At 50.5% G+C, this 23,488-nt stretch carries 26 protein-coding genes; 16 read left to right on the top strand and 10 right to left on the bottom strand.

Translation table 11 applies throughout. The annotated features are described in order from the left end of the window. The first annotated feature begins 27 nt into the window (after positions 1-27). Positions 28-639 (top strand): hypothetical protein, encoded by a 612-nt coding sequence (locus DHN43_RS14985; protein ID WP_108819124.1) that lies wholly within the window; start codon positions 28-30, stop codon positions 637-639. 54 nt (positions 640-693) lie between these two features. Here DHN43_RS14985 and DHN43_RS14980 read toward each other — a convergent pair whose 3' ends face one another. Next, positions 694-1,149, bottom strand: a complete 456-nt coding sequence (locus DHN43_RS14980) for a PaaI family thioesterase (protein WP_108819123.1) — start codon at positions 1,147-1,149, stop codon at positions 694-696. Between the two features lie 366 nt (positions 1,150-1,515). Beyond that, entirely contained in the window at positions 1,516-1,893 is a 378-nt protein-coding gene (locus DHN43_RS14970) for a VOC family protein (protein WP_108819122.1), read from the bottom strand. Between the two features lie 332 nt (positions 1,894-2,225). Here DHN43_RS14970 and purB point away from each other — a divergent pair, with 332 nt between their 5' ends. The 5 genes from purB to DHN43_RS14945 are packed head-to-tail and all read left to right on the top strand — an operon-like array spanning position 2,226 to position 6,305. Next, positions 2,226-3,554, top strand: coding sequence for an adenylosuccinate lyase (purB, locus tag DHN43_RS14965; protein ID WP_108819121.1), 1,329 nt, complete (start codon positions 2,226-2,228; stop codon positions 3,552-3,554). A gap of 29 nt (positions 3,555-3,583) precedes the next feature. Then, positions 3,584-3,943, top strand: a complete 360-nt coding sequence (locus DHN43_RS14960; protein ID WP_057462038.1) for a VOC family protein — start codon at positions 3,584-3,586, stop codon at positions 3,941-3,943. 54 nt (positions 3,944-3,997) lie between these two features. Then, a complete protein-coding gene (locus DHN43_RS14955) occupies positions 3,998-4,798 on the top strand; it encodes a metallophosphoesterase family protein (protein WP_108819120.1) in 801 nt (266 codons plus the stop codon). After that, positions 4,785-5,336: an RBBP9/YdeN family alpha/beta hydrolase gene (locus DHN43_RS14950; protein ID WP_108819119.1), complete on the top strand. Its 552-nt coding sequence runs from the start codon at positions 4,785-4,787 to the stop codon at positions 5,334-5,336. The genes DHN43_RS14955 and DHN43_RS14950 overlap by 14 nt, the downstream gene beginning before the upstream one ends. Before the next feature lie 60 nt (positions 5,337-5,396). Then, positions 5,397-6,305 (top strand): heme-dependent oxidative N-demethylase family protein, encoded by a 909-nt coding sequence (locus tag DHN43_RS14945; RefSeq protein ID WP_108819118.1) that lies wholly within the window; start codon positions 5,397-5,399, stop codon positions 6,303-6,305. Here the strand turns inward: DHN43_RS14945 and DHN43_RS14940 are convergent. Then, positions 6,302-7,120, bottom strand: a complete 819-nt coding sequence (locus DHN43_RS14940; protein ID WP_108819117.1) for a helix-turn-helix domain-containing protein — start codon at positions 7,118-7,120, stop codon at positions 6,302-6,304. The two genes, DHN43_RS14945 and DHN43_RS14940, sit on opposite strands and share 4 nt — an antisense overlap. An 89-nt stretch (positions 7,121-7,209) precedes the next feature. Between DHN43_RS14940 and DHN43_RS14935 the strand changes: the two genes are divergently transcribed. The 6 genes from DHN43_RS14935 (at position 7,210) to DHN43_RS14910 (ending at position 12,845) form a co-directional block, all read left to right on the top strand. Continuing rightward, positions 7,210-7,623 (top strand): DUF3224 domain-containing protein, encoded by a 414-nt coding sequence (locus DHN43_RS14935; protein WP_108819116.1) that lies wholly within the window; start codon positions 7,210-7,212, stop codon positions 7,621-7,623. Positions 7,624-7,736: 113 nt separating this feature from the next. Next, on the top strand, positions 7,737-9,107 hold the full coding sequence (locus tag DHN43_RS14930; RefSeq protein WP_108819115.1) for an ABC1 kinase family protein: 1,371 nt from the start codon (positions 7,737-7,739) through the stop codon (positions 9,105-9,107). Between the two features lie 136 nt (positions 9,108-9,243). Next, entirely contained in the window at positions 9,244-9,528 is a 285-nt protein-coding gene (locus tag DHN43_RS14925) for an aa3-type cytochrome c oxidase subunit IV (protein ID WP_208980563.1), read from the top strand. 157 nt (positions 9,529-9,685) lie between these two features. After that, on the top strand, positions 9,686-10,999 hold the full coding sequence (locus tag DHN43_RS14920; RefSeq protein WP_108819114.1) for a hypothetical protein: 1,314 nt from the start codon (positions 9,686-9,688) through the stop codon (positions 10,997-10,999). Between the two features lie 140 nt (positions 11,000-11,139). Next, positions 11,140-11,910, top strand: a complete 771-nt coding sequence (locus tag DHN43_RS14915) for an acetoacetate decarboxylase (RefSeq protein WP_108819113.1) — start codon at positions 11,140-11,142, stop codon at positions 11,908-11,910. A gap of 26 nt (positions 11,911-11,936) precedes the next feature. Then, positions 11,937-12,845: an alpha/beta hydrolase family protein gene (locus DHN43_RS14910; RefSeq protein ID WP_208995428.1), complete on the top strand. Its 909-nt coding sequence runs from the start codon at positions 11,937-11,939 to the stop codon at positions 12,843-12,845. A 45-nt stretch (positions 12,846-12,890) separates the two neighbouring features. Here the strand turns inward: DHN43_RS14910 and DHN43_RS14905 are convergent, their stop codons facing one another. Together DHN43_RS14905 and rpsU are read right to left on the bottom strand one after the other, a co-directional pair. Next, complete coding sequence (locus DHN43_RS14905) at positions 12,891-13,751, bottom strand: tetratricopeptide repeat protein (RefSeq protein WP_063291047.1); 861 nt, start codon at positions 13,749-13,751, stop codon at positions 12,891-12,893. Positions 13,752-13,948: 197 nt separating this feature from the next. Beyond that, the gene (gene rpsU / locus DHN43_RS14900; protein WP_057462062.1) at positions 13,949-14,173 is read right to left on the bottom strand and encodes a 30S ribosomal protein S21; all 225 of its coding nucleotides are present in this window, start codon (positions 14,171-14,173) and stop codon (positions 13,949-13,951) included. Between the two features lie 742 nt (positions 14,174-14,915). Between rpsU and DHN43_RS14895 the strand changes: the two genes are divergently transcribed. After that, a complete protein-coding gene (locus tag DHN43_RS14895) occupies positions 14,916-15,653 on the top strand; it encodes a class II glutamine amidotransferase (protein WP_244272057.1) in 738 nt (245 codons plus the stop codon). A 184-nt stretch (positions 15,654-15,837) separates the two neighbouring features. Then, positions 15,838-17,238 carry an MATE family efflux transporter gene (locus tag DHN43_RS14890; protein ID WP_208995427.1) on the top strand — a complete coding sequence of 467 codons (1,401 nt, stop codon included), beginning with the start codon at positions 15,838-15,840 and terminating at the stop codon, positions 17,236-17,238. A 73-nt stretch (positions 17,239-17,311) separates the two neighbouring features. Here DHN43_RS14890 and DHN43_RS14885 read toward each other — a convergent pair whose 3' ends face one another. The 3 genes from DHN43_RS14885 to DHN43_RS14875 all read right to left on the bottom strand — a co-directional run bounded on the left by DHN43_RS14885 (position 17,312) and on the right by DHN43_RS14875 (position 19,327). After that, positions 17,312-18,400 carry a 5-(carboxyamino)imidazole ribonucleotide synthase gene (locus tag DHN43_RS14885; RefSeq protein WP_108819111.1) on the bottom strand — a complete coding sequence of 363 codons (1,089 nt, stop codon included), beginning with the start codon at positions 18,398-18,400 and terminating at the stop codon, positions 17,312-17,314. A gap of 87 nt (positions 18,401-18,487) precedes the next feature. After that, positions 18,488-18,991 (bottom strand): 5-(carboxyamino)imidazole ribonucleotide mutase, encoded by a 504-nt coding sequence (gene purE / locus DHN43_RS14880; RefSeq protein ID WP_008551529.1) that lies wholly within the window; start codon positions 18,989-18,991, stop codon positions 18,488-18,490. A gap of 123 nt (positions 18,992-19,114) precedes the next feature. Continuing rightward, positions 19,115-19,327, bottom strand: a complete 213-nt coding sequence (locus DHN43_RS14875) for a YdcH family protein (RefSeq protein ID WP_108819110.1) — start codon at positions 19,325-19,327, stop codon at positions 19,115-19,117. Positions 19,328-19,725: 398 nt separating this feature from the next. Between DHN43_RS14875 and DHN43_RS14870 the strand changes: the two genes are divergently transcribed. After that, the gene (locus tag DHN43_RS14870) at positions 19,726-19,896 is read left to right on the top strand and encodes a YdcH family protein (protein WP_082596622.1); all 171 of its coding nucleotides are present in this window, start codon (positions 19,726-19,728) and stop codon (positions 19,894-19,896) included. A gap of 62 nt (positions 19,897-19,958) precedes the next feature. On the opposite strand, the gene DHN43_RS14865 is transcribed toward DHN43_RS14870, so the two are convergent. Continuing rightward, on the bottom strand, positions 19,959-21,605 hold the full coding sequence (locus DHN43_RS14865; RefSeq protein ID WP_108819109.1) for an acyl-CoA synthetase: 1,647 nt from the start codon (positions 21,603-21,605) through the stop codon (positions 19,959-19,961). Between the two features lie 468 nt (positions 21,606-22,073). On the opposite strand from DHN43_RS14865, the gene DHN43_RS14860 reads away from it, so the two are divergent. Then, a complete protein-coding gene (locus DHN43_RS14860; protein ID WP_108819108.1) occupies positions 22,074-22,646 on the top strand; it encodes a hypothetical protein in 573 nt (190 codons plus the stop codon). Between the two features lie 56 nt (positions 22,647-22,702). Here DHN43_RS14860 and DHN43_RS14855 read toward each other — a convergent pair whose 3' ends face one another. Further along, positions 22,703-23,461, bottom strand: a complete 759-nt coding sequence (locus DHN43_RS14855; protein WP_057462022.1) for a sulfite exporter TauE/SafE family protein — start codon at positions 23,459-23,461, stop codon at positions 22,703-22,705. Positions 23,462-23,488: the final 27 nt, after the last annotated feature.

Below are 23,488 nucleotides of genomic sequence, written 5' to 3'. Positions count from 1 at the left end.
ATTGGTATTTTGAGAGCGGAGAACCTCATGTCGATAGTGAGAAGTTTTGGAGCATTAATTGTCACTGTGGTTTTAAGTGCGTGTGGAGGTGGACTCCAATCTGATATCGCGGCTTCAGAATCTGACTTGCAAATATGGGGGCTTTTTGAAAAAGCATGTATTTCTTCGAATGCGAAAGAACGAGAAAGATACCTTAAGGCCAAAGGCTGGAAGGTGAATTCCTCTTCAGGTGGTGATCTCCCATTGGTTTCGATCGCTGAGAGCCGGAATTTTAATCGTAAGACTACGAAAGCGTATCGCTCTCGAAATGGCGACAGTGTGCTTGTTCTTGGAGAGTATAAGTCAGCAGATGCAACTGAGGCTTCTCCGACATGTTATTTTGCTACAAGTATGAAATACGGCTCTGTCAGGTTTTTTGACGATAAAATTAAAAGCTATGTCTTTGATGACTATAAAAGAGATGCGGGTTCTTTCTCAAAGAGCGTAAGGATTTCTGGAGGCGTCAATCGAACCAGCTGGATCAATGAGTTAGAGACAGCCTCCGATGGAAAGCAACTATTTGATGTCGCTGGAGTCAGCTTTGTTTCAGGTGCGCAGGGAAGCATGGCACCTTCACTTGTTTTGCGCGTGAATAAATAACTCAGAGCATCAGGAGCCTGCTCGGCGAGATCAGCCCGCTCTCGCCTCACTGATCTACTGTTGAACGTCGGCTCTGCCGCGGACGGACATCATGGTGCCTGATAGGGTGGCGACTTTCTTTTCACTGCCGTCCTTAATTGCGTAGGCGGTGGCGTTGACGAAGGTGATTGTGCGGCCTGGTTTCTCGACCTTTGCGCGGAATACAAAATACTCACCTGCAGCAGGGTTCATCAGATTGGTTTTGAGTTCGATAGTAAGTACAGCAGCATCTTCATCCATTAGAGAGAAAGCTGCGTATCCGGCTGCGCTGTCGAGGGCTGTGGTGACGATGCCAGCATGGAGGAAGCCGTGTTGCTGGGTAAAATCTTTGTTGTACGGCATGATCAGCTCGACGATGCCGGGTTCTACTCTGGCAATCTCAATACCCAATGAGGCCATGGCTGGCTGGCGGGCAAAGCTATCTCTTACTTTCTTTTCATAGCCTGCAAATCGAGGCGTAAACTCACTCATTTTATCTCCGAAAATGTCTATTTGAATGTGTCAGGTGGCGATTATGCCAAGTCTTAATGCGTTATATTCGAACCGCAGCGAAGCATGGGGAGAGGCGAAATTGCCCTTGCTTTGGGCCGAGAGAGTTCCATCGACGCGGAGGAAGAATGTACTTTCGATGAAATGCGCTTGCCTGTCCGGGGTGTCGGACTCCAGGTAACAGGCTCTGGTATTGGCTAATTCACTTGAAGGCACAGTCACTCACAAACCTCACTGGATTATTGAGAGGAGTGTAGAGGGAACTGAGTAGCTTACTGAAGCTCAACGTTTGTCGGAGTTATAATATGACTTTGCTGGCTCTCTTGTTTGCTGCTGACCCTTTGCCCACTAGCGGTGTTGGTCTATCAGGATAGGGTTTCCATCCGGATCAATCACAGTGAAGCTTGCCGGACCAGATGTGGTCTCGTCTGCTTCTTGTCCGTGAACTTCAATGCCATCAGCTTTCAAGCGCTTTTGGAGTTCCCTCACATCGAGGAACTTATCGAGGGCTTGTGCTTCCTGATCCCATCCTGGATTGAACGTGAGCATGTTCTTTTCTAACATTCCCTGAAACAGCCCGATGATTGTCTCGCCATTTTTCATGATCGCCCAGCCATCTGTACCATCACAACCGGGATCGCATGCGAAGCCGAGCTTTTGATAGAACGAGATTGATGCTTTGATGTCCTTAACCGTCAGGCTGATTGAAAATGCACCCAGTTGCATGTGACTTCCCCCTCAAGAACCACTTTGAAACGTCTTAGATGCTCAGCATAAGGAAAGTTTTGCAGAGCTCAAGTTGGTCATAAATTAGTATGCAACAGATGCCACCCAAGGGGGATTTCCATTCTGGATTTGATTGTGTTTCGTTGCAGACAAGTTGACTGAAAATTGCGGGTTCTTTTTTCGGGCGATGAAGAAATATTCATAGTGCGCATAGCAACGTTGAATTCTCTAAAAAACGCGTTTTTCGGCATTGCCGGAGCTTTCTGGCATTGTTCTAGGGAGCCTGTCCTGCTACATCCTGCGACAGAATTGTAACGCATACGAGGACTGGCATGATCCCGCGCTATTCGCGTCCTGACATGGTCGCTATTTGGTCTCCTGAAACGAAATTCCGCATCTGGTTTGAGATTGAAGCTCATGCTTGTGATGCTCTGGCAGAGCTGGGTGTGATCCCAAAAGAATCTGCTGAGAAGATTTGGGAGAAAGGTGGTCCAGCTACCTTCGACATTGCGCGGATTGATGAGATCGAGCGTGAAACCAAGCACGATGTAATTGCGTTCCTGACGCATCTTGCTGAAATCGTTGGTCCGGAAGCACGCTTCGTGCACCAGGGCATGACCTCTTCTGACGTTCTGGACACCTGTTTCAACGTTCAGCTGGTTCGCGCTGCAGACCTTCTGCTAGCCGACATGGACAAGCTGCTGGCTGCTTTGAAGCGCCGTGCTTACGAGCACAAAGACACAGTGACCATTGGTCGTTCCCACGGCATTCATGCTGAGCCAGTGACCTTTGGTCTGAAGATGGCGCAGGCGTATGCTGAGTTTGACCGTTGTAAGAAGCGTCTTGAACTGGCTCGTGAAGAGATCGCGACCTGTGCTATTTCCGGTGCAGTTGGCACATTTGCAAACATTGACCCGCGTGTTGAAGAGCACGTTGCTGAGAAGCTGGGCCTTGGTGCTGAGCCGGTGTCTACGCAGGTTGTTCCTCGTGACCGTCATGCCATGTTCTTCGCAGTTCTGGGTGTGATTGCGTCTTCCGTTGAGCGTCTGGCGACTGAAGTTCGTCATTTGCAGCGCACAGAAGTTCTGGAAGTTGAGGAGTTCTTCTCCAAAGGCCAGAAGGGTTCTTCTGCGATGCCGCATAAGCGGAACCCGGTGCTGACCGAGAACCTGACTGGTCTAGCTCGTATGGTTCGCTCTTACGCATTGCCAGCGATGGAGAACGTTGCACTGTGGCATGAGCGCGATATTTCGCACTCTTCCGTTGAGCGTATGATCGGTCCTGATGCGACTGTAACGCTGGACTTTGCTTTGGCGCGCCTGACAAACGTTATGGAAAATCTGATGGTTTACCCAGAGCGTATGATGGGTAACATGGATCGCCTTGGTGGTTTGGTGCACTCGCAGCGCATTTTGCTGGCACTGACACAGGCTGGTGCGTCTCGTGAAGACAGCTATCGTCTTGTTCAGCGCAATGCGATGAAGGTCTGGGACAGCTATCAGGTTTCTGGCGATGCGAAGGTGGACTTCCTGACTGAATTGCTGGCGGATGAAGACGTTCGCAAGCATCTTTCTGAAGAGCAAATTCGTGAGCGCTTTGACCTTGGTTACCACACCAAGAATGTCGATGTGATCTTCAAGCGGGTCTTTGGCGAAGCCTAAGTCGCCCGTGCACAGCAGTGGAGGGGAAGATGAAGCTTTATGGTCTGCGGATTTTCGTGAGTGATATCGAAAAGGCCAGGGAGTTTTATGCCGAAACGCTTGGCCTTCCTCTTAACTGGGATATGCCAGAGCTTGGCGCGTTTGGTGCCAAGCTCGACAATGCAGAGCTCATCATCGAGCAAGCACACAACGAGGAAGACCAAGAATACATTGGTCGTTTTCTTGGTGCATCCCTTCAGGTTGATGACATTGTCGATACTTATGAACGCCTTTGTGAAAAAGGCGTTGCCTTTACCAGCCCGCCTGAAAAGCAGGTTTGGGGCGGAGTTCTTGCACATTTTCATGATCCGTTTGGCAATGTTTTGACATTGCTGGGCGAACCTCGCTGACAACATGGTCCTTCTTGGTTTTAATGGGACTAATGCCGTTCAGGAGTCATGACTATGAGAATTGCGGTTATCTCGGACATTCACGGTAACCTGCCTGCTCTGGAAGCTGTTCATCGCGACATAAAGCGGAAGTCACCAGATCTGGTGTTTAATCTGGGTGATTGTGTTTCGGGGCCGTTGTGGCCAGAGGAAACGGCTCAGTACCTCATTGCGGAAAACTGGCTGACTGTGCGCGGCAATCATGACCGGCATTTGGTGGACCATATCCAATCCAAAATGGGGCTAAGTGATACACATGCTTATTCGCTGCTTTCTGACGAATCCAAAGCGTGGCTGAAACAACTGCCAACGCAAATGGAGCATGTCGAGAATGTGTTCCTGTGCCATGGGACGCCCTCAGCTGATAATGTTTATCTGACTGAAGAACTTTGTGGGGATCACACCAAAATTGCATCGCCGGAATATGTGTTAGAGCACGTTGGAAATGTAACCTCACCGCTGGTTGTTTGTGGGCACTCCCATATCCCTCGGGTCATCTGGTTGGAAACGACCGGACAAATCGTGATGAACGCAGGCAGTGTTGGGCTGCCAGCCTATGATGATGATAAGCCTCATGCACATACGATGGAAGTTGGAAGCCCCCATGCGCGGTACATGATTGTGACCCGTGTTGGGACACGGTGGTCCTTTGAAGAGCGGATGGTGAACTACGATTGGGACCATGCCAGTAGAAAAGCTGCGCGTAATCAACGTGGAGATTGGTCTGGCGCTTTGAAAACTGGGTATTTTCGTCCTATTAAGCTGCCAGACTTTTTAGCACGACCACGTATTGAGGAACCTTATGAAGATTTCTGAGGCGGACATTCTCATTGTCCCCGGCCTGCATGGCTCCGACGCAAACCACTGGCAAAGCCGTTGGGAAACAAAATTCTCCACTGGTCGGCGCGTTGAGCAGAGCAGTTGGAGCAAGCCAGACCTTGAGGAATGGGTGAATGCTGTTGTGAAAGCGGTCGAGGAAGCTACGCGCCCGGTGGTGCTTGTTGCGCACTCTGCTGGTGTTGCTGCAGTGGTTCATGCTGCGCCTCGCATCCAGAATTGGGTGAAGGGTGCTTATCTGGTTGCGCCTGCAGATGTTGATGACAGCTCTTGCGTGCCTGTTGAGTTGCGTAGCTTTGGTCCGTTTCCAACCTCTCCGCTGCCGTTCCATGCCAAGGTTGTGGCGAGCCGCAATGATCCGTACTGCACTTATGAGCGTGCTGAGCAGCTTGCCAAGCTCTGGAATGCGCGTTTGCAGGATGCTGGTGAAAGTGGCCATATCAATTCTGAGAGCGGTCAGGGGCCGTGGCCAGAAGGCATCATTTCGTTTGCTCATTTCATGAAAGAGCTCGGGTAACTCGTATAGGTTGATGAACGCCCTCCTTCCAGTGCATGTTTTGTGTGGGGAGGGTGTTTTATGTCGCGATTTGCTCACACACCTTATGACGGCTCTAAAAGGCCGTTTACCGTTGGGCTCGAGCCTCTCGACTTGAGAGAGTGGATTGAGCCCGATGAGTTTTTAGCTGCGCACCTTGATGAAAAAGAGCGGCTCATCGTTGACCCTAAAGCCTTTGTGTTTGCTGCAGAGGCGGATACAGAGGCAGCACAGCGCGAAGTGGCAGACCTCCTTGTTGCTCATCTGCCTGCCCAGTTTCCTAACATTTATGAGCTTCACTCCGATCACGCTCTTTGCGTGAAGAATACAGGGAAGTGCGTTGATCTATCGTCTTGTTCTGAGGCGCCATTACTCGCGATTTCCCGCCTTGTGCAAGAAGATCTGGTGCTGATGCGCAAAGGTGATGACGGGTATAGGCTTGTCGCTGCGAGCTTGTGTTTTCCTTCCAGTTGGTCACTGGCGGAAAAGTTCGGCGGCTCTATGAGTGCGATCCATGAAGGGGTGCCGGACTTCAATGGACACCGCATGGGGCTCATGGTTCAGCGGATTTTTGAAAGGTTGGAGGTAGATAAGCCAGTTTGGCGGCTGAACTGGTCTCTGTATACGGACACGGAGCTACACCATCCGGTTTCGGGTTTGCGCGATGAAGTTCTCTGTGAGCCTGGTCAAGCATTTGAACAGCTCTATGTGCGCGTCGAGAAGCAGACATTGAGGCGCCTGCCGGACAGTGGCGAGATCCTCTTCACCATCAGGGTTCACCACGATCCTGTTCATAGCTTTTTAAAACATCCGGATGGTGGTCAGCTGGCCCAAGGTTTAAAGACACAGTTGCTTGGGCTGACCGATGAACAGCTAGACTACAAAGGTATCAAAGCGCATGCATCAACTATCGTACAAGCGCTTGATATGGTTGCTGAAGAACGCGTTTAAACTGGTTGAGACTCTGGCAAGTAATGGCTTGGTGCGTGGCCTGTCAGTTTCTTGAAGGCGTTGCTGAAGTGGGCGTGGTCGTAGTAGCCGAGGGAGTGGGCCAGATCTGTCAAGTTGTGGTTTTGCCCATTGTTGATAGCGTCAACTGCAGCCAGCATGCGGTAACGTTCGATCACCCATTTGGGATTAACGCCGACGTGGCTTTGGAAGAGGCGTTGGATTGTTCTTGGCTGGAAACCTGAGATCCTGGAGAGATCTTTCAGATTGCTGATTTCGTCAGTTGTCGCGATGGTATCGACGAGTGCGCGGGCATCCTTCGCTTTAGATGTCAGGGGATGCCTATGCGAAATCAGGAGGTTGTCCATCTGAACAGCGAATGCGGCTGGCTCATCTGCTGATTTTAGCTGTGAAACTAGTTTTTGTTCGGAAATGTTGAGAAACGGCTCGATGTTCTCGTAGGTGTTGAGGAGCGAAGAGGGGTTGTATCTGAAAAAATCTGCGAAAGCTCCTGGACGAAACTTCACGCCAAACACGCGGCCTTTCTGCTGCAAGGAATAATGGAATACGCCTGTGTTGGTGCCAAATACGCCTGTGGTCTGCAAGGTGTCGATGACAATGTGTTGGGATGGGTGGGGAAGATTAGCTTGCTCATAAGGAGGTTTATCTCGCAGGTCCCATGTGATCAGCCAATAGAATTCGATGGCATCTTGCAATGGTTCAGCTGGGGTGAGCCAGTCCAGATTGAAGTGCTGGAGGCTACGTTGCTGGTTTAGCAGGCCACTGATCTGATTTGAGGTGTCATCCTGATTTGGCATAGGCGTAAAAGATAGCAGCTGTCGCGCTTTTACAAGCCCTTCTGATTTTGACGCAGTACGTATTCGGCTCTCAATGCAAGGAGCTGAACATGGCAAAGATTAAATGCACCTACAAAGTTGAAGAATGGAAGGAAGAGACTGCAAAAGAACTTTCCAAGACGAGCAAGGTCACGTCGGTTTGTGCTCATGGCCCCGTCAGCGGAGAAATTGTTGGGCAGGTGAACATGTTTTACCTTCTGGCCTATGTAGCTGAAAAAGAGGGCAAATACTCAGGGTACACACAGGTCTCAGGTCGATACGGTTCGCGTGAGGGCACGTTCCTCGTTGAGGAGAACGGGGTGTTTGATGCGCAGACTGTTCGCTCTTCGATGACTGTGGTGCCCGGTTCCGGGACTGGAGGATTTGAAGGCGTTTCTGGTCGGGGGGAGTTTGTTACTTCTCATGGTAACGCTGTTGAGTGCAGGCTTGAGCTGGAGTTTGTGGAGAGTGTTGAGCAAGCCTGAGCAAAGATGTGATTAGGTAATCTCTAAAAGTGCCCTTGGGTTCTCTGCGTTTTCTGCTAGGTTTTGCAGTGCACTATATATTGCAATAAGAGTGTGAGCCGCAGGAACCCCATATGCCTTCATCTCGTGACCGGGAAGCAAACAGAATGACCGCCCGTCTTGGCCGCTATGCCAAGGTTGGTGGAAATATGAGTGGCATTGCAGCCAAGCTTGCAGCTGGCAAGCTGTTTGGCTGGGATCAAGACCCTGCGAAGAATGCAGCTTCTATCGCAGAATCCCTTGGTGAACTCAAAGGACCGTTGATGAAGGTGGCGCAGCTTCTTTCAACGATTCCTGATGCCGTGCCTCCTGAATATGCAGCAGAACTGGCGAGCCTTCAGGCAAACGCACCTCCTATGGGGTGGGCTTTTGTTAAGCGGCGCATGCGGGCTGAGCTTGGTCCGGGTTGGCAAGGCAGGTTTGATAAGTTTGAGAAGGAGCCTGCAGCAGCGGCTTCTCTTGGTCAGGTGCACAGAGCGTATGATCAGGATGGGGCGATGTTGGCCTGTAAGCTGCAATATCCGGATATGGATAGTGCGGTTGAAGCTGATCTGAATCAGTTCGACATGTTGCTTGCTCTGCATCGACGTTTCAGGCCAGCGATCGAGACTTCTGAAATTGCGAAGGAAGTTGGTGACCGATTGCGGGAAGAGTTGGATTATCGACGGGAAGCGCGGCATTCAAAGCTCTATGCCAATGTTTTTGCTGCAGATGAGCAGATCCAGATTCCAGAAGTGTTTGAAGATCTGTCAACACGGCGGTTGCTTTCCATGAGCTGGCTGGAAGGACGTCCGCTGCTGGCTTACCGACAGGAGAAGCTGGAAGCGCGCAACAAGATAGCACAAGTGATGTTCAAGGCATGGTGGCACCCGTTTGCACATTATGGTGTGATCCATGGCGATCCCCATCTTGGGAACTACACGATCTTTGAGGACGGCGGGGAGCCGGCTGGTGTGAATTTGCTGGATTACGGATGTGTGCGCATCTTCCCTCCAGATTTTGTGCAAGGCGTGGTGGATCTGTATCACGGTCTGCTTGAAGATGATCAGGACCGCGTGGTTGCTGCTTATGAGATTTGGGGTTTTGATGGGCTGACGACTGAGCTTATTGAGACTTTGAATATCTGGGCGAGTTTTATTTTTGGCCCGTTGCTCAGCGATAGAGTACGCTCGATTGCCGATGGTGTTTCTCCAGCGGCTTATGGGCGGCAAGAGGCGTTTCGTGTGCATCAGTCCCTCAAAGAACTGGGGCCGGTGAAAATACCTCGTTACTTTGTTTTTATGGACAGGGCGGCTATTGGGCTTGGATCTGTATTCCTTCACTTACGAGCTGAGCTTAACTTCCATCAACTGTTTAATGAGCAGATTGATGGGTTTGAGCTGGATGCGTTGAGTGCCCATCAAAAGCACCAACTGGACTTATGTGGTTTGACTGGCGAAGATTGAGGCACATACTCAGGCCGTTGGAATTATCCCCGGCACCTAGGTTATTTCCAGAGCGGTTCTTTAGGGAAGTTGCGTCACCGGACCATGTGGTGTTAAAGACTGATATTAGGAAAACTACTTGTTTCGAGGGGGAAGCATGGCTGACGGGAGCGCGTCTGTTATGGACTATGAGGAACACGAGAAGACCTACAAGAACTTTATCAACTTCTCAAAGGTTGGAATTCTTGCAGCTCTCACATTTGTACTCGTTATTGCAATGATTGGATTTGGTGGTACTGCCGGGACGGTTTGGGCAAGCATCACTACAATCGCAACAGTGATTGCAGTTGGCGTTGGCATGGCGTCTGGTGACAGGTCGCACGTTGTACCGGGAATCGTATTCCTGCTTGCTTGTGTGGTAACAGCTGTCCTGACAATCTAAGAAACCTTCAGGTTTCAAAGGTTTTGAGAATCGCAGGAGCAGCGTGCTTCTGCGATTTTTCGTTTCAACCCCGAAATTTGCCAGAGGCGCTGCCCTTTTCTGATCATTATTGAAGAATAGAGCCTTTAGTAAGAGTTGTTCTGAGTTCGGGTATCATATGTCTACTGCGCAAACTGTTCGCGTTCTTCTGCGCTGTTCCTTGCTGCTTGCAATCTTTATCGTGGTTGCAGTCGTCTCATCGCCATCTCATTCTACCTCGACTGATCTTGGTTTCTCCCAGATCCTGAAGGAAGAAGGCGTTGCTGCGCGTGGTAGCAATTACGAGATCGTGCCGCCGGTGTTGCGGAATGGGACATTGCTTGTTTACAGCCTCAGGGTTCATGGCAAGACTTATAAGGTGCGCGGTACAGCGACATTGAAAAAGCGCATCAATGAACTTCATGCGCTGAAGGGTATTCAAGAACTGGATACGGTTTCTCAAGCGGGTGAGGGCGTTGTGACTGCCGTTGCCAAGCCTCTGACGTTTCTCGGCAGTCTTGTAACCTCTCCCAAAGAGACACTGAGTTCCACGGCTGATGGCGTCGGCCTGTTGCTGAATGGGACTGTGAACACCATTACCGGGAATTCCGGAGCGACTGCTCCTTCCAAAGAAAGTGGTAAGAAGACTTCTGCGGTTGAGAGTGTTGCTGCGGCTGTAGTAGGGCGAGATAGAGCCCGGCGCTATATTGCTGTTGCAGCGAATGTAGATCCTTACACGACGTTTCCTCCACTCTCTGACGCGCTTGATAAGGCTGCCTGGGCCTATGCGACATCCAACCGCCTGACCAATCTTGCAACTGTGTTTATTCCGGGTGGTGTTGGTACGGCGGTTAGTGGAGTTCTGGCGACAACCAACTTCAGTGAAGCTCTCAAGGCCAGCCCGACCGTTGCTGATGAGACGATGCGCGAGATGCTTGGTGAGATGGCCATTCGCCAGAGCAGTACACGAGCATTCCTGAGCGCTACATCTATGACGCGCGGTGAAAAGATGATTTTTGTTGCAAGCCTAAACTCGTTGAAAGGTGTTCGTGGGCGAAGTGATCTGGTTGATCAGGCGAGCCGGCAGGGGCTTTCTCAAGAGGCGGGATATTATTATCTGTTGGGTCTGATGATGATCGCTGATTATCATATTGATACAGAGCGTCTTGCTTCTGTTGAGTTGTTTGAGGGTATTCCGATTGGTACGACCAGAACTGGGCGTAAAGTTGCCTTTGTTGCTGGTGACCGTGTTGGTTGGAGTGTTGATCAATCAACGACCACACTCAATATCGCAAGCCGTGTCAATCAAACCCATGCGGGCACTGGAGCGAGTGAACTGCGCGTGTTGGGACTGGTTCATCCGACGTTAAAAGCGGAGCTTGGTGCGTTAAACTGGGTTATCCGCGAAAAAGCGCCACTGGCTACTTTCAAAGAAATTGACGTAACAAGCTGATTAAAAAAGTGTTTGGTGTGAGCTCTGAAAGTGTCACCCCAAAACCCAAGGGGCAACATCCAAAATATCGGTGCTTATGGTGAGAGCGCGCTGGCTGTGATTTGGCCGCGGTTCACACTCTTTCATGATCGAGGTGGTCCATGAAAATTGCCGATATTCTTGAACAGGCTTCTATGCCGATTGCTTCTCCTGCTTATCCCAAGGGGCCATACAGGTTTATCGACCGCGAGTTTTTTGTGGTCTCCTATGAAAGTGACCCTGACGCTATTCGTGAAGCTGTACCTGAGCCTTTGGAACCGGATGGGTCCAACACGGTGATGTTTGAAGTGATCCGTATGCCCGATTCTGCTGGATTTGGAGACTACACCGAGTCTGGCATCGTGATTCCAGCCAAGTTTGGAGATCACCCTGTGAACTTCACTCAGCAAATGTTTCTTGATGATACTCCGCCGATTTTTGGTGGGCGTGAGATCTGGGGTTTTCCGAAAAAGCTAGGCCATCCAGAGCTGAGTATATCGGGAGCAACATTGACCGGCCATTTGGTTTTTGACGATGTGACGATTGCTATTGCGACCATGGGGTACAAGTACCAACACCTTCTTTATGATGTCGAGCATGGCACGCAGTGTCATCCCGATGCGATCCTCAAGAAGCTTCAGAAAACTCAGGTGAATCTGAAGCTTATTCCAGATGTTGACGGCTCTTTGGCTATCGCTCAGCTGGTTGCTTATGAGGCGTCTGATGTGACGGTGAAGGGCGCGTGGTCTGGTCCGGCGAGCTTGCAATTGTTCCATCATGCCAATGCGCCAGTGGCCGAACTGCCAATGCTTAAATCACTCGGCGGTGTTCATTTTATTACGGACCTCACGCTACCTTATGGCCGGGTTATGCATGACTACCTGAAGCCTTAAGTGATGCTCTATTTCGGAGGTGCAGCATGAGAGGTCACTTCAGGATCGTTGAGTATTTGATTGGCAGCTTGTTCATGTCTGCTCTGCTGGTCTCGCAGGCTGTTGGCTTTGAGCTGAAGCCTTATAAAGACGAGCTGTTTGCTTATCCGCGGGTTCTGGATCAGGCGATGGACGGGGCGTTCCTGCGGCTTGATTATCAGATCCAGCGTGATTTGCGGGACCGGGATGAAATACCAGAACGACGGGTTGAAGGCAGATATGTTTCCAGCAGGCCTGCCTGGTATGTGCGGGAGCGCTCAGTTGTGCTTGCGGGTAGTAAGCGTAAGCACATCCGAGTTGGGAAACCTGACGCCGATACCAAGCTGTTGCTTCTTTATCTGCATGGTAAGGGGGGTAATCGAAAGCAAGGGAATGCTGATTGGACGTTTGGCGGTAACTTCAATCGCCTGAAAAACCTGATGGTGCGCAATAATGGCGTTTATCTGTCTCCTGATGTGAAGCTCGAAAGCCCCAGAGGCACCCAGGAAATTCGCGAGCTGATTACGCAATACCGGAAAGAAGCCCCCCAGGCCAAAGTGATTGTGGCCTGTGGTTCCATGGGGTCACAGGTCTGCTATGGGCTTGCGGATCAGACTGGCGTTGCTGGGCCGCTGTCCGGCCTCATATTATTGGGCGGAGCGACGGATCGACGATTGTTGACGAGTGAAGCCTATAAGGCAGGCGTGCCGATTGTGTTTGGCCACGGTAGTGCTGACAGGGTTTACAGCTGGGAGAAGCAATATCAGTTGTTTAAGGCAGCCATTGGCAAAACCCAGCGTTATCCGGTGCGCTTTCGGCTGTTCGAAACTGGCTCTCATGGGACGCCCATTCGCATGATTGATTGGCGTGATGAGATTAACTGGATGCTGTTGATATCTTCGGCAACAAGGCAATAAAAAAGGCCGGAGAGCCCGGCCTTTAGAGGTGATATGTTTGCGAGCTTAAGCTTGCGGAACGCCTGAAGACGTTGACAGGCGCTGAGAGCCTTCCTTCGCAATCTGGTTTGTCGAAGAAATCTGCAGTGCTCTGCTGTAGGACTGGCGTGCTTCTGTAATCTGCCCCAGTGCTTCTTCTGCGCGGCCACGGTTCGCCCAAGCAGATGCGGACTTGCCATTAAGCGCAATTGCAGCATTGAAGTCTTTGAGTGCAGATTTTGGATCGCTCAGAGAAAGGTAAGTTACACCGCGCGCGATCAGAGGTGAATATGCGCGGGAGTTCAGGCCAACAGCCGACGAAAAGTCATTGAGAGCTGCTTCCTGTAGACCTTGTGCCTGATAGATGAGGCCGCGATTGTGATAGGCCTGTGCATCGCCGGAATTTAAGCGAATGACTTCGTTGTAATCACGAAGCGCTGCTGTGTTCTGACCGATAGAACGGTAGGTGTTGCCGCGTCCGTTCAGGGCCTTCACGTAATCTGGCTTGATGGAAAGTGCTGAGCTGTAATCCTGAACTGCCTGGGACGTGTTGCCCTTGCGGCGTTCTACCAAAGCTCGGTTTGCGTAAGCCTGATAAGAGTTTGGTCTCAGCTGAAGAGATTTGTTGAAGTCCTCAATGGCCTGATCAAGGCGCCCAGCTTTTGCGTATGCAATGCCGCGCTTGTTGTAGGCGTCGGCATCAGTTGGATTTGCGTCAACAACGGCACTCAGACTATCGATGTTGGAGGAAGAGCCAACAGCTTTGTCGATGGGCACATTCTGATAAACAAGGCCAGATGAGTTGGATTGGCATGCTGCAACGCCAAGTGCGAGCAGACACGCACAGATGCCTTTAGCCAGTTTATTGTTCACGAGAATGTGCCCCATTCTTAAAGAGTCCTTGCAATGACACTATAGCCTACACTTTAGTGTGGCAAAAAAAGGTCAAATGAACCAGCAAAAACAACAAACGGACCAACCGGTTTACCGGTTAGTCCGTTCTGAATTCTAGCTTCGGTCCGCTCACACGCTTTTCGTCAAACATAGTTGAGCCTTAGCTGTGTGATGTCCCGAGTGCCGCCGGATTAACGACGACCTTTGCCGACCAACAGGCCTTCACGCTGTGCGCGCTTGCGAGCGAGTTTGCGAGTGCGGCGGATTGCTTCTGCCTTTTCGCGAGCCTTCTTTTCAGATGGCTTTTCGTAGTGGCCACGAAGCTTCATTTCACGGAAGATGCCTTCACGCTGCATCTTTTTCTTAAGCGCTTTAAGCGCCTGATCGACGTTATTATCGCGAACGAGAACCTGCACGCGTTTATCCTTACCTTCGAGCATTCTGGATTACGTATCCAGAACGACATAGATGAAATGATTGATAGCAACACTTAGCGCATATGCACGGGTCACAAGAACTCCGTCGCCGCTGATGCGTCGCTTCTTGACGGGGTAACTAACAGACTGCGTGGGGGCTGTCTACCTCCTTACTTGAGAATCTATGTTAATTTATAGATGGGAAAGGGGGGAATACCTCTTGTGGGACAAGGCAATCTCAGCAGCGTTTGCTCATTTTCTTCAAAATGGCGCATTGGCACGCTCGTGTGTAAAGTAAAAGATAAGTAAAAAATGCTTTCAAAATGCATTGTAACTTCACGTATGAAATTATTTTGAAAAAATACAACCCTTGATTGTGTGTGGTTGAGTCTCTCTTTTGCTGCTGAAAAAAGTCACAGGAGCTTTTCTGAACAGTGGAAATCGAGGTGGAAATTTGAATGGAATTTGCTTCAAACGTCGTTCGTCATGTCCAACTTCGAAACTGAGTCGAGAGAGGCCATCCTACTCGCGAGAGCTGCGGTTGAGGGGCTCTCTTTAGATCCACGGAACGATCCCTGAGAAAACTCGTTACTCTAGTTATAGGGAAGGGGTTTATACGTGCTGATGGATCATGCATACTCTAGTGACCTCATTTGGGTAATCGACCAGAAGAAAGAATAATGTAATGTGCCGCTGGCTTGCGTACCGTGGAGCTCCCATTTTCATGGAAGAGCTGATTTCAATGCCCAATCATTCTCTGATTGCGCAGAGCCTGCATTGTGCGGAAGCCAAGGTGAACACCAATGGTGACGGCTTTGGGATTGGTTGGTACGGTCACAAGTCCGAGCCGGGTCTTTATCGTGATACGCAACCTGCGTGGGGTGATGAGAACCTTCTGAGTATCACCAAGCACCTCAAGTCCTCTTTATTCTTTGCTCATGTGCGCGCATCTACGGGCACTGCGACCTCCCGTTCAAACTGCCATCCGTTTGCTGTCGGCAAATGGATGTTCATGCATAACGGGCAGATTGGAGGGTACGATGATATCCGCCGCCAGATTGAGAGTTTGATCAGCGACGACTTTTATCGTTACCGGCAGGGTACAACAGACAGTGAAGCGCTGTTTCTTGCTATGCTAAGTCATGGCCTGGATGTTGATCCTGTGGGGGCTGTGCAACAGGTGTTCACGAAAACACTTGAGATTATGCGTTGCAATGATGTCATTGCTCCTTTGCGTGTAGCTATGGCCTTGACTGATGGCGAGCGTCTTTATGCTGTGCGTTGCTCTAGTGATAAGATCGTTCCAAGCCTGTATTACCGCTTACATAACAGCAACTTGAGTGTTGTCTCAGAGCCTTTGGAAAAGGGCGGGCAAGGTTGGTATGAAGTGCCTTGCGGACACATCATGGTCTATGGCGGTGATAATGCGCCTTGCTTTATTCCTCTGGACATTCCTGAAGAGTTTTGCAAAGTAGCGTAATCGACATTTTCACTAGCGGTATTGCTTAGGCAAGAAGCCACTGGGACTTTGTCGGTCTGTTTCTATGATAGGAAGTTTCCTCCCAGCGAGGCATTGCGGTCAATTGCAGGACCCAGCCTTGTTTATGTTCTTGAGAGGCTCAAGTTCTGGAGGGGCTCCATGCCCTTTTCTTCAGGAGCTTATGATGACGCGGGTTGAAAGCACCAGCGTTGCCAAACCCACATCCATGTCTGCATGGTGGGGGGAGTCCAATGCAACGCTTATTTTGGGATTGCCTTTGATCGGTGCGCAGCTTGCGCAGATGGCAATCAATGCCACCGATGCATTGATGATCGGTTGGCTTGGCGCAACAGAGCTGGCAGCATCCGTGCTGGCTTTGCAGTTGTTCTTTCTGACATGGCTGGCAGGACTTGGGTTCTTGCAAGCTGTTATGCCATTGGCATCCAGAGCCGAAGGTAAAGGCGACGTGCGTAATGTGCGGCGTGCTTCGCGCATGGGCCTTTGGATTTCGCTCATTTATACGACTTTTGCTATGGTCGTGCTGTGGAACGGTGAGAGCCTCTTGCTGGCTCTTGGGCAGGACGCAGAAGTTTCTGCCATTGCTGCGGATTATCTGCGCATTGTGCAGTGGTCGATGTATCCATCCCTATTTGTGGCGGCACTGCGCAGTTTTCTTACCAGTATTGAACGATCGCAGATTGTTTTGTGGGCGACCGTGGTGAGTGCTGTGGTCAATGCACTTCTCGATTATGTGCTGATCTTTGGTTACTACGGCTTTCCTCAACTTGGCATTCTAGGTGCCGGGGTTGCGTCTGTTGTGACTGCGTTGGCATCCTGTGTAATTTTGATTGCCTATGTGTTTTGGGAAGAAAAGTCTCGTAAATATGAGGTGTTCGTTCGCTTCTGGCGCGCTGACTGGCCTGCGTTCTTCGAAATCCTGCGTCTCGGCTGGCCGATTTCCCTCATGTTGGTTGCTGAAGTGGGACTGTTTGCAGCTGCCGCTTTGATGATGGGGTGGATCGGGACACTGGAGCTTGCTGCTCACGGTATTGCGGTTCAGCTCTCTGGTATTGCGTTCATGATTCCGCTTGGCTTTGCAAACGCTGCTGTGGTGCGTGTTGGCATCGCATCTGGCCGTAGTGATGCTGATGCTATTACGCGAGCTGGTTGGGTCGCACTGATCTGGTCCATTGTGATTGGCCTGCTTGGTGCGGTGTTATTTGTTGCGATCCCTGACACACTGATTTCCTTCTATCTGGACACCAGCAATCCAGACGCAGCTGATGTGATCCGCCTCGGCGTGCCGCTGGTCTTTATTGCAGCGGTGTACATGGTTGTTGATGGAATTCAGGTGGTCGCTGGCGGTGTTCTGCGCGGTCTTTCCGATACGCGAATACCAATGGTGATTGCGGTGATTGGTTACTGGATTATTGGGGTGCCGCTTTCCTACGTGATGGCGTTCACCTTTAACTGGGGTCCAGAAGGGATCTGGGTTGGTTTGGCCAGTGGTCTCTTTATCACTGGAATCCTGTTGCTGATCCGGTTCCAAAAACGCGATCAACTTGGTCTGGTTAAGCTAGGATAGTCTGGTTCAATTAAATGAACGCCCCCGAAGATGATCAGATCTTCGGGGGCATTTTCTTTGTAGGATATCGCGATCAGGATTTCGGGGAGAGGCGGTTGATATGGCCCATCTTGCGGCCTTCCCGTGTCTCTGCTTTTCCGTAGAGTGTCAGACGAGCGTTTGGCTCCAACAGTGCTGATTCCCATGAGTTCACATCATCACCAATCAGGTTTTCCATAATGACGTTGTGTGCTCGGGTTGGTCTGCCAAGTGGCCAGCCTGCAACAGCGCGAACATGCTGTTCAAATTGAGAAACCGGACAAGCGTCTTCTGTCCAGTGACCTGAATTGTGAACACGTGGCGCTATTTCGTTGACCTTTAACTCTGTAGCCTCGCCATCTCTGACGACAAACAGTTCTACACCCATCACTCCGATATAATCGAGCGCAACGGCGATGCGGGTCGCCATATCGATGGCTTCCTGAGCGGTTTCTGCCGGGATGTCTGCAGGTACGCTGGAGGTCTTCAGAATGTGGTTCTTGTGGTAATTGTCCGCCGGATCATAGCATTTGACTGTTCCATCCAGGCCACGCGCGACGATGATGGAAATCTCTTTTTCAAACGGGATGATGCCTTCAAGGATGGATGGCTGATCGCCAAGCTTGCTCATGGCGCCTTCGATATCCTCAGGTGTACGGATCATGATCTGGCCTTTGCCATCATATCCAAAACGGCGCGTTTTCAGTACACCCTGACCGCCCAACTCCATGAGCGCAGCTTCCAGCTCTGCCTGCGTGTCGACTTTTATAAAGGGAGCGACCTGCGTTGCCGCTTCTTCTGAAAGGAATGTCTTTTCTGCCAGGCGATCCTGGGAAACTTTCAGTGCATGTGGGCCGGGACGAACTGGAACAAACTGCTCCAGAATGCGGGCTGTCTCGCCGGGGACATTTTCGAACTCATAAGTGACGACTGAAACGCTTTTCGCAAACTGGGTGAGTGCTTGTTCGTCTTCGTAGGCCGCAATGGTCTTCTTTTCTGAGACCTCAAAAGCGGGGCTGTTTTCATCCGGGCAATAGATATGGCACTTCAGGCCCATCCTGCTGGCAGCTTGCGCGATCATGCGGCCAAGCTGGCCTCCACCCAAAATACCAATCGTGTCGCCGGGACGTAGTGTGGAACCCATTTCGAAAACTTTCCAGATGTTAGGGGCCAGATGTTAGAGGCGGCTTGAAACAAATGAGGCGCCTGCAAGTGGGCGCCTCTGAAACTCTTACTCTTCCGGGTTGACTGGCTTCTCAGCCACAGCCTGACTTTGCTTTTCGCGCCAGTCATCCAAATTGGCGGCGATCTCCGGATTGTTGAGTGCCAAAACAGCAGCTGCCATTAATGCTGCGTTGACGGCACCTGCACGACCAATAGCAAGAGTGCCAACCGGAATGCCTGCTGGCATTTGAACGATGGAAAGGAGGCTGTCCTGTCCCTTCAGGGCGCGCGACTCAATTGGAACACCAAACACTGGCAGCGGCGTCATGGATGCAGCCATACCCGGAAGGTGGGCTGCGCCGCCAGCGCCAGCGATAACAACTTTGAAGCCGTTCTCTTTTGCTGTTTTGGAAAACTCTACCAGACGGTCCGGGGTGCGGTGGGCTGAGACGATGCGAGCATCATAGGAAACTCCCAGTGCTTCTAGCGTATCTGCAGCATTTTTCATGGTTGGCCAATCGGATTGGCTTCCCATGATGATAGCGACTTCTGGCTGGTCTGTGCGGTTCATAAAACGGGCACCCTCTGAGCGTCTGGGAAGAAAGCGCGGATTATAGAAATAACACGGCGTGTTTCAAGCCAATTACAACAAGAAATGCCAATAGTATACGAAGGTTAGAGCTCTGCCTCTAATTTAGGCAATAATGTCAGGTAAGAGCTGTGTTTCCAGCACCTGAATCTGGTCTCTTAGCATCAGTTTTTTCTTCTTTAAGCGTTGCAGCTGGAGAACATCTGCCCGTCCCGTTTCAATGAGCGCGTCGATGGAATGATCAAGATCCCGATGCTCCTGTCGCAACTCAGCGAGCTCGGAACGCTTGCTATCCTGATCGAGAGTATCTTCCGTCATCGTTTTGTCCTCACATGACACATATCGGTCTGTGTGCAACGAGACCCATCGATGATCAAATCTGGTGGGGCGCGTTGTCGCAATTCACCGCTCGGCAACAGTATACCGAATGTGCGGCGGTGATGAACAAGAGTCTCTCGATTTTTACAGGAAGTGTTGTCTCATGACGGATTTACGTAGCGTATATATAGGGTTGAATACTTAGTGAAGTTCTCTTTTGAGTGGAATATAAAACCCATTAAATTTACTAGGTCATTTATAAGTTCCCTAAGTTTTTCATGAATTAGCGATCTCGCGTTGTAGAGGCCCCAAAAAAACAGCTAATCATAGTTCGACAACTCAATAAAATGGTGCCATCATCCACCTGTAACAGAGACAATGTAGGAGGATTAAAACCTATGTCCATCCGTGAGCATTTGACTGAGCTGGAACGCCGCCATGCTACCATTGAGAGGGAGCTGGAAACAGCCAAGCACCATCCTTCGATGGATGAGATCGAACTAGGCAATCTAAAAAGGCAAAAGTTGAAGCTTAAGGATGAGATCTCGCGAATACGAGTGACAGGGTAGCTTCCTTTTTCTTAACCGAATTGAGAATGCGTCGCTTTTAGCGGCGCATTTTTTGTTTAGGGTCAGCCGATCTTTTTTGCTTCTTCGCGCAGTACGAACTTCTGGATCTTGCCTGTTGAGGTTTTTGGCAGGTCTGTGAAGACAACAGTTCTTGGTGATTTGAAGCTAGCCAGATGCTGTTTGCAGTAGGTTACGATATCGTCTTCCGTCACACTGCTGTTCTCTTTCAGCTCCACAAATGCACAGGGAGTTTCCCCCCACTTGTCATCGGGACGCGCAACCACTGCTGCTGATGAGATTTCCGGGTGCTTGTAGAGGACTTCCTCGATCTCAATGGATGAGATGTTTTCACCTCCTGAGATGATGATGTCTTTGGAGCGGTCTTTGAGTTGGACGTATTCGTCTTCATGCTGCACGCCCAAGTCACCTGAGTGGAACCAACCGCCGTTGAAGGCTTCCTGTGTTGCGGAGGGGTTCTTCAGGTACCCTTTCATTACGACATTGCCTTTGAACATGACCTCGCCAATGGTTTCTCCATCAGCAGGGACTGGTTTCATGGTTTCGGGGTCGAGAACAGCGAGATCCTGCAAAGCGACGTAATTAACGCCTTGTCTGGCTTTCAATGCAGCTTGTTCTGATGCTGGAAGTTCATTCCAATGGTCGTGCCATTCGTTGACGACGGCTGGGCCATAGACTTCTGTCAGCCCATAGAGATGGGTAACATTGAAGCCTTCCTCTGCCATCGCTGCAAGAACAGCTTCAGGTGGCGGCGCTGCGGCGGTGAAAAACTCGACATCATGGGTGAGCTTGCGCTTCTGATCCTCAGGGGTGTTGAGCAGCGTGGACATCACGATTGGTGCACCGCAGAGGTGCGTGACTTTCTCATCTGCCAAGGCATTCCAGATAGGGGCTTGTCGTACTTGACGAAGGCAGACATGCGTTCCGGCAACGAGGGACAAGGCCCAGGGGAAACACCAGCCGTTGCAGTGGAACATTGGCAGTGTCCAGAGATAGACCGGCTTTTTGCCCATGGCTGCTGTGATGATGTTTGCCTGTGCGAGCAGGTAGGCACCACGATGATGATAAACGACACCTTTCGGGTTTCCTGTTGTACCCGACGTGTAGTTGAGCGTGATTGCATCCCATTCATCCGCGGGAAGTTGCCAGTCAAAATCAGCGGAACCGCTGGCGATCAGCTCCTCGTACTCCAACTCTCCAATTGCGGGCGTTGATTGAGGGAATTCTTTGTCGTCGTAAAGCACCACTTCCGGCTTCACCGCTGCCAGTTCCAATGCTTCGGTCATGACCTTCGAGAACTCACGGTCTACGATTATGAGCTTGCTCTCTGCATGGTCTAGCTGGAATGCGATGATAGCGGCATCGAGGCGAGTGTTGAGTGCGTGGAGAACGGCTCCAGCCATAGGTACGCCGTAATGAGCTTCGAGCATGGGCGGTGTGTTGGGCAGCATGACAGACACGCAGTCGTTCTTGCCGATACCACGCTTTTCCAGGGCGCTCGCGAGTTTAATAGAGCGCTCATAGAACTCCTTATAGGACCTACGAATCTTGCCGTGAATGATGGCTGTGTGGCTTGGAAAAACTTTTGCAGCTCTCTCCAAAAAACTGAGTGGGCTTAATGGCGTGTAATTTGCTTCAGTTTTTGGGAGGTCTTTGTCGAAATATGATGTATTTGGACTATTGTTTTTCATGAAATTCCCCAGGCATTCAACTTCCGCTCAAGAGAACTGCGAAGATCCGTTGAACTGACTATCAGCTTTCCCAAGATAGTTATTGGCTCCGATGAAGAGCTTGGAATTAAGAGTGTCGCATATTTTGATATATCTGAGTATAGGCGTAGGGGGTAGTTCAGATGACTTAGATGTTAGTCTGAGGATCTTCTTGTTATTAGACTTTCATCTATAAGTATTTTTGAGATGTTTTGTGGATTGGTGTCGATATATTCGGCGAATTTAAATGCGGTGGTTGCAACTGGCGCCTTAACTTAACGGCAAAGGTGAAATCTTGTTGCGTTTTTGGGCAAGACAAACGCTCGCGACAATTTGCAACACCTCAGAAGTCTTCCCCGTTTGCCTTTCGATTTGTAATGTAGACCTGTCTGATAAAAGAATAAATCGCGACCCGTTTGATACGGCGAGTGATGAACAAGCAGGGCTCGCATGACCGTAGTGACACCAAATCGACAGGGGAAAATCGCCTTATTCTTTGGCGTGGTTTTCTGCGCGATTACCGTGGCTCTGACGGGTTATATTTTCTCCCTCGGACCACAGCGATCACAGGATGCGCAGTGGTTTGTTTTGTTGGTGGCGTTCCCTGTTCTGATCCAGCTGTATCTCAATCGTGCAGTCATTTTGAATCACTTCCGTGATCATTGGTATCTTTGGGCCATATCGACAGCTGTTTGTCTGGTTGTCGGGCTCCAACTCAACTTCGGTCAGCTCAATTCGACAGGCAGTATGGCAGATCAGCTGCGTACCTACTTCTTCTCGTGGGTCGAAGGGCAGCCGCCAAGCTCGGAATATGCAGGCAATCCATCAGATGCCTATAATGCAAAGCAAGTTCGGTATCGGATTGTTTCGCCCGCGCGTGGAGATCTGGATCTGACTGATCCTTCTGGTTTCTTTCATAACCGAGTGACCTGGAAGACAATGCCGGATGCAGCTTTTGAGGTCGACGGGCCGTTTGGTCTGATCAAGCGCGTGCTTTATGATGGCTTGGGTGAGCGCGACTGATAACTCAAGTAGCTGATGGCTTATCTACGCCCTATCTCTGCATAGTATAACATGTCTTAAAAGCCTGATGCGCCATCCCAAATCAGTTTGAGTGCGATAACAAACAGGGCTGCATACGTGATCTTGTAGAACAGCTCTTTGTTGATGTGTTTTACGATCTTGATTCCTGCCAGTGTCGCCAGAGGGGCGAGCGGTAGCAATACAAGAGATGTCGCGATGTTTTTGGCGTCAAACTGACCAAGGGCGAAGTAAGGCAGCACTTTTGAGAAATTTACGACCGAAAAGAAGATAACCGCGGTGCCTGCCATGACCGGTGGTGCCAGTCTGAGTGGCAAGACATACATTTGAAATGGGGCTCCGCCTGCGTGGGCGATGAAACTGGTGACGCCAGAAACTGTACCCCAGAACCCTCCTAAAAGAACATTCTGCGGCTTTGGCGGTTTGTTGGCTTTGTTGTTGAACCAATAATCGAGCACAAAGACCAAAGCGATTGCGCCAGTGACCAGTCTGATGTGGGTTTCAGAGATGTAGGCTGCAGCAAAATAGCCGATCAGGGTTCCCGTCAGGCCAGCTGGTATGAGAATGGCCAGTGTTTTTCTGCAAAAGATTGCCCGGTAAGAGAAAAGTCCGACTGCGTCCATGACCAACAGGATCGGGAGGAGTATTCCTGCTGCCTGCACAGGTGGAATTGCCAATGACATAAGCGGCACACCGACAAGGGCGAGGCCGCCTCCGAATCCTCCTTTGGCCATGCCAACAATGAAAACAGCAGGTATTGCACAGAGGTAGAAGAAGGGATCAGTAATTGGCAGCATGATTTGTTTCCCGCAAGGGTGCAGGCA

This window comes from Pseudovibrio sp. Alg231-02, assembly GCF_900143565.1.
GTDB lineage: Bacteria > Pseudomonadota > Alphaproteobacteria > Rhizobiales > Stappiaceae > Pseudovibrio.
Note: the sequence above shows the minus strand (reverse complement) of the source record. Positions and strands in the feature narration are given on the sequence as shown.

Excerpts from the sequence above, each read along its gene's own strand:
- DHN43_RS14985 (WP_108819124.1), top strand. The coding sequence starts at position 28 with ATGTCGATAGTGAGAAGTTTTGGAGCATTAATTGTCACTGTGGTTTTA.
- DHN43_RS14980 (WP_108819123.1), bottom strand. The coding sequence starts at position 1,149 with ATGAGTGAGTTTACGCCTCGATTTGCAGGCTATGAAAAGAAAGTAAGA.
- DHN43_RS14970 (WP_108819122.1), bottom strand. The coding sequence starts at position 1,893 with ATGCAACTGGGTGCATTTTCAATCAGCCTGACGGTTAAGGACATCAAA.
- purB (WP_108819121.1), top strand. The coding sequence starts at position 2,226 with ATGATCCCGCGCTATTCGCGTCCTGACATGGTCGCTATTTGGTCTCCT.
- DHN43_RS14960 (WP_057462038.1), top strand. The coding sequence starts at position 3,584 with ATGAAGCTTTATGGTCTGCGGATTTTCGTGAGTGATATCGAAAAGGCC.
- DHN43_RS14955 (WP_108819120.1), top strand. The coding sequence starts at position 3,998 with ATGAGAATTGCGGTTATCTCGGACATTCACGGTAACCTGCCTGCTCTG.
- DHN43_RS14950 (WP_108819119.1), top strand. The coding sequence starts at position 4,785 with ATGAAGATTTCTGAGGCGGACATTCTCATTGTCCCCGGCCTGCATGGC.
- DHN43_RS14945 (WP_108819118.1), top strand. The coding sequence starts at position 5,397 with ATGTCGCGATTTGCTCACACACCTTATGACGGCTCTAAAAGGCCGTTT.
- DHN43_RS14940 (WP_108819117.1), bottom strand. The coding sequence starts at position 7,120 with ATGCCAAATCAGGATGACACCTCAAATCAGATCAGTGGCCTGCTAAAC.
- DHN43_RS14935 (WP_108819116.1), top strand. The coding sequence starts at position 7,210 with ATGGCAAAGATTAAATGCACCTACAAAGTTGAAGAATGGAAGGAAGAG.
- DHN43_RS14930 (WP_108819115.1), top strand. The coding sequence starts at position 7,737 with ATGCCTTCATCTCGTGACCGGGAAGCAAACAGAATGACCGCCCGTCTT.
- DHN43_RS14925 (WP_208980563.1), top strand. The coding sequence starts at position 9,244 with ATGGCTGACGGGAGCGCGTCTGTTATGGACTATGAGGAACACGAGAAG.
- DHN43_RS14920 (WP_108819114.1), top strand. The coding sequence starts at position 9,686 with ATGTCTACTGCGCAAACTGTTCGCGTTCTTCTGCGCTGTTCCTTGCTG.
- DHN43_RS14915 (WP_108819113.1), top strand. The coding sequence starts at position 11,140 with ATGAAAATTGCCGATATTCTTGAACAGGCTTCTATGCCGATTGCTTCT.
- DHN43_RS14910 (WP_208995428.1), top strand. The coding sequence starts at position 11,937 with ATGAGAGGTCACTTCAGGATCGTTGAGTATTTGATTGGCAGCTTGTTC.
- DHN43_RS14905 (WP_063291047.1), bottom strand. The coding sequence starts at position 13,751 with ATGGGGCACATTCTCGTGAACAATAAACTGGCTAAAGGCATCTGTGCG.
- DHN43_RS14895 (WP_244272057.1), top strand. The coding sequence starts at position 14,916 with ATGCCCAATCATTCTCTGATTGCGCAGAGCCTGCATTGTGCGGAAGCC.
- DHN43_RS14890 (WP_208995427.1), top strand. The coding sequence starts at position 15,838 with ATGACGCGGGTTGAAAGCACCAGCGTTGCCAAACCCACATCCATGTCT.
- DHN43_RS14885 (WP_108819111.1), bottom strand. The coding sequence starts at position 18,400 with ATGGGTTCCACACTACGTCCCGGCGACACGATTGGTATTTTGGGTGGA.
- purE (WP_008551529.1), bottom strand. The coding sequence starts at position 18,991 with ATGAACCGCACAGACCAGCCAGAAGTCGCTATCATCATGGGAAGCCAA.
- DHN43_RS14875 (WP_108819110.1), bottom strand. The coding sequence starts at position 19,327 with ATGACGGAAGATACTCTCGATCAGGATAGCAAGCGTTCCGAGCTCGCT.
- DHN43_RS14870 (WP_082596622.1), top strand. The coding sequence starts at position 19,726 with ATGTCCATCCGTGAGCATTTGACTGAGCTGGAACGCCGCCATGCTACC.
- DHN43_RS14865 (WP_108819109.1), bottom strand. The coding sequence starts at position 21,605 with ATGAAAAACAATAGTCCAAATACATCATATTTCGACAAAGACCTCCCA.
- DHN43_RS14860 (WP_108819108.1), top strand. The coding sequence starts at position 22,074 with ATGACCGTAGTGACACCAAATCGACAGGGGAAAATCGCCTTATTCTTT.
- DHN43_RS14855 (WP_057462022.1), bottom strand. The coding sequence starts at position 23,461 with ATGCTGCCAATTACTGATCCCTTCTTCTACCTCTGTGCAATACCTGCT.